The sequence below is a fragment of the Streptomyces sp. WELS2 genome (assembly GCF_013870595.1).
GTDB lineage: Bacteria > Actinomycetota > Actinomycetes > Streptomycetales > Streptomycetaceae > Streptomyces.
In genome coordinates this window covers 1-3,259 of record NZ_JACBWZ010000709.1, presented here as the reverse complement: position 1 = coordinate 3,259, position 3,259 = coordinate 1, and the positions used below count along the sequence as shown (strand labels likewise).

Annotated in this window: 4 protein-coding genes and 1 pseudogene; 2 read left to right on the top strand and 3 right to left on the bottom strand. The window is 72.2% G+C overall.

From position 1 onward, the window contains the following. A partial coding sequence (locus tag H5J33_RS28535; protein WP_181797711.1) for an FAD-dependent oxidoreductase occupies positions 1-380 on the bottom strand: 380 nt, incomplete at its 3' end. 154 nt (positions 381-534) lie between these two features. Continuing rightward, positions 535-1,440 (bottom strand): NAD(P)-dependent oxidoreductase, encoded by a 906-nt coding sequence (locus H5J33_RS28530; protein ID WP_181797710.1) that lies wholly within the window; start codon positions 1,438-1,440, stop codon positions 535-537. 98 nt (positions 1,441-1,538) lie between these two features. Between H5J33_RS28530 and H5J33_RS28525 the strand changes: the two genes are divergently transcribed. Then, a complete protein-coding gene (locus H5J33_RS28525; protein ID WP_181797709.1) occupies positions 1,539-1,883 on the top strand; it encodes a helix-turn-helix domain-containing protein in 345 nt (114 codons plus the stop codon). Between the two features lie 44 nt (positions 1,884-1,927). Here the strand turns inward: H5J33_RS28525 and H5J33_RS38780 are convergent. Next, positions 1,928-2,506, bottom strand: a pseudogene (locus H5J33_RS38780) (class F sortase); the annotation flags it as partial. A gap of 381 nt (positions 2,507-2,887) precedes the next feature. Here H5J33_RS38780 and H5J33_RS28510 point away from each other — a divergent pair. Next, positions 2,888-3,217 (top strand): WhiB family transcriptional regulator, encoded by a 330-nt coding sequence (locus H5J33_RS28510; RefSeq protein ID WP_181797708.1) that lies wholly within the window; start codon positions 2,888-2,890, stop codon positions 3,215-3,217. Positions 3,218-3,259: the final 42 nt, after the last annotated feature.

Sequence of the window (3,259 nt, the reverse complement as noted above, 5' to 3'; positions counted from 1 at the left end):
GTGCGGAAGGCGTGGACGCCCTCGGGCAGCCGCCGGTCCGGCGTGAACAGGCCGCGCAGCGGGGGCAGCACCGGGTTGGCGCCGGTGGCCAGGACGAGTGTGTCGTACGCGATGGACATGCCGTCGGCGCAGGAGACGGTCCGGGCGGCCCGGTCGATACCGGTGACGCGGGTACGCAACAGGCCGGCCGGCGGCGGGAGGGTGATCACCTCCGGCGCGTACCGGCCGGCCAGTACCTCGGCGAGCAGCACCCGGTTGTACGGCGCGTGCTCCTCGTCGCCGACGAGCAGCACGGGCGTGCCCAGCTCGCCGAGCCGCCGGGCGAGCCGTACGCCCGCGAGGCCGGCGCCGATCACCACCACACGCGTATTCGAGGTCATGCCCTTGAGCGTGCGGCCCCGACGTTACCCGGCGGCATCACACCTGTTTCCCGGGAGGAACGCTGCCCTCAGCGGGACGGGGCGGGGGGTGTGAGTTGGCCGGGCGGGTGCGGGGGTGTGGTGTGAGGGTGCGAGGGATGGCAGCCCTGGCGGGTCACCGGGTCCCGGCGGGGCGGCGGGTGTTCAGCAGGTGCACCAGGCCCGTGGTGTCCTCCTCGTCGTGGCCGTCGGCCAGGCGGCGGCGCATGAGGTCGAAGAAGGGGGTGATCAGTTCCGCGCTCGTCCCCTGTTCCTCGGCCGTGCGCAGCAGCGTGCCGCTGCCCGCGACCTGCATCGCGAGGTTGGAGACGACATCGGACGTGTAGTCGCCGGACGCCAGCCGGCCGGCCATGCCGTGCGCCTGGCCGGCCATCGCGGCCAGCCACGACACGAGCAGCGGGGCGAACTCCTCGGGCGCCACGTCCGTGTCCCGCAGCAGCGCGAAGGCGCTCGTGATCCCGGCGAACATCCCGTACATGCCGGTCAGCAGCGCCACGTCGTGCAGCGCGGCGAGCCCGGGGTCGGCGCCGACGTACTCGGTGCCGGCCGGCACGGCGAGGGTCTCCCGGTGCTCCTCGAACACCTCCGGGTCACCGCTGTAGAACGTGAAGGCGCCGGGCGTGCCGATCATCGGCGGTACGGCCATGATCCCGCCGTCCAGCAGCCGTGCGCCCCGCTCCGCGGCCCAGGCGGCACGGGCGCGGGCGTCGGCGGGGGTGCCGGTGGTGAGGTTCACCAGGTCCCGTCCGGCCAGGTCGGCGCCCTCCAGGGCGGAGCCCACCGAGGCGTCGTCCAGCAGGCAGGCCACCACGAGCCGGTTCGCGGCCACGGCGGCCGCGGCGCTGTCGGCGGCCACCGCGCCCTCGGCGGTCAGCGCGGCCGTCCGCTCCGGTGTGCGGTTCCAGACGGTCAGGGGGTGCCCGGCGGCGAGCCAGGCCCGGCCGAGGGCGGTGCCCATGGCACCGGTGCCGAGCAGGGTCAGGGGGGTACGGGGGCCGGAGGAGGGGGAGTTGTCGGTCATGACGACTAGGCTCCCCCGGGGAGCCGCCGCGCATAAGTACGTACTTTGGAGTGGGTGGTTACCCGCAGGGAAGGGCGCGGGAAGGAAGGGGGAGCAGCATGCCGGTGGGACGGCGGCCGGGGGCGTACATCTGCGGCGTCGACGCGGCGATGGACATCATCGACGGCAAGTGGAAGGTGTCGATCCTGTGGGCGCTGGGGGAGGGCACCCGCCGGTTCGGGGAGCTGCGCCGGCTGCTGCCGGGCGTCACCGAGAAGGTGCTCGCCGCCCAGCTGCGCGAGCTGGAGGCCGACGGCATCGTGCACCGGGAGGACTACGCGGAGACACCGCCCCGCGTCGAGTACTCGCTGACCGAGGTCGGCGACCGGCTGAACGAGGCGCTGGCCCCGCTGGGCGTGTGGGGGGAGAAGCACGTGCTGGGCGCGCGGCAGGCGGTGGGCTGAGGGGCTCGGGGCGCGGTCCGGCTCCGCGCGCCGCCTCCCGGTTGGCGGCTTCCCGTCAGGTGCGCGAACACCACCACGTTGCCCTGGTAACCGGTGGTCTTCGAGTAACCGCCGCCGCAGGTGATGACGCGGAGTTCGGGGCGCGGGGCGGCGCCGTACACCTTGTCGTCGGGGAAGTCGCGGGCCGAGTACACCTCCACCGCGTCCACGGTGAACAGCGCCACGGTGCCGTCCCGGCGGTCCACCTCGACGCGGTCGCCCCGCTTGAGCGCGCCCAGGCGGTAGAAGACGGCGGGTCCGTCGGCGTTGTCGACATGGCCGGCGACGATCGCGGTGCCCGTCTCCCCGGGCGTGGTCCCGGCCTCGTACCAGCCGGCCAGGTTCCGGATGATGCGCGCGCCCGGGTCGGCGGAGAGCAGCCGGCGCACGGTTTCCACGCCGCCCAGACCGGGCATGCGCACGTCCATCAGGATGAGGTCGGAGCGGTCGGCGCCCCAGCGGCGGAGGACTTCCTCGCCGTTGGCCGCCGTCGTCACACGCTCGACACCGGGCACGGTCGCGACCGCGCGGCGGAGCGCTTCTCGGGCAAGCGGGGAGTCGTCGCAGACGAGGACGGATGTCATGACCGCCCTCCGCAGCTGATGCGCGTCACCTTGAGCCTCCAGGCTGGTACGGAATCGTCACCTGTGCGGTCGACCGTCTCGGACGCCTGCCCGAGCGCTTGTTCTTTCAACCGCCTCCGCACTCTCAACGACGGTCACTCGAAAGAGTTACGGGCCCGCGTGCCGTCTTCGGCACTCTATGTGAGGGGACGGACACGGTGCCGACATGCCCGTCGGACTCTCAACTTTTCATCACAACCTATGACCCATTTGGCCCCTTTTCTTCCCGTTTCGCAGTGTCCGGGGCTAGATTCGCAATGAGTCATATTTTCATCTCCTTAGACCGGAGATGTACGGTCGTTGGCACCGTACCCGCCCAGATCGGCGACAAGGGGTCACGTAATGGCAGATTTCTCCCGCCTTCCCGGACCGAACGCGGACCTGTGGGACTGGCAGCTGCTGGCTGCCTGCCGCGGGGTGGACAGCTCGCTCTTCTTCCACCCGGAGGGCGAGCGCGGGGCGGCTCGGAGCGCTCGCGAGAACTCGGCCAAAGAGGTCTGCATGAGATGCCCGGTCCGCGCGGAGTGCGCGGCGCACGCGCTGGCGGTGCGCGAGCCGTACGGCGTCTGGGGCGGCCTGACCGAGGACGAGCGCGAGGAGTTGATGGGGCGGGCGCGCAACCGGCTGGTGACGGCCTCCACCACCAGCGGGGACACCGCTCGGGATCACTGAAGGAACGTTTCTCCAAGGAGGGTCCGCCGTCCGGGTGCCTCC

What these genes read in the sequence shown, in the direction of transcription:
- H5J33_RS28530 (WP_181797710.1), bottom strand. Translation starts at nt 1,440, where the DNA reads ATGACCGACAACTCCCCCTCCTCCGGCCCCCGTACCCCCCTGACCCTG.
- H5J33_RS28525 (WP_181797709.1), top strand. Translation starts at nt 1,539, where the DNA reads ATGCCGGTGGGACGGCGGCCGGGGGCGTACATCTGCGGCGTCGACGCG.
- H5J33_RS28510 (WP_181797708.1), top strand. Translation starts at nt 2,888, where the DNA reads ATGGCAGATTTCTCCCGCCTTCCCGGACCGAACGCGGACCTGTGGGAC.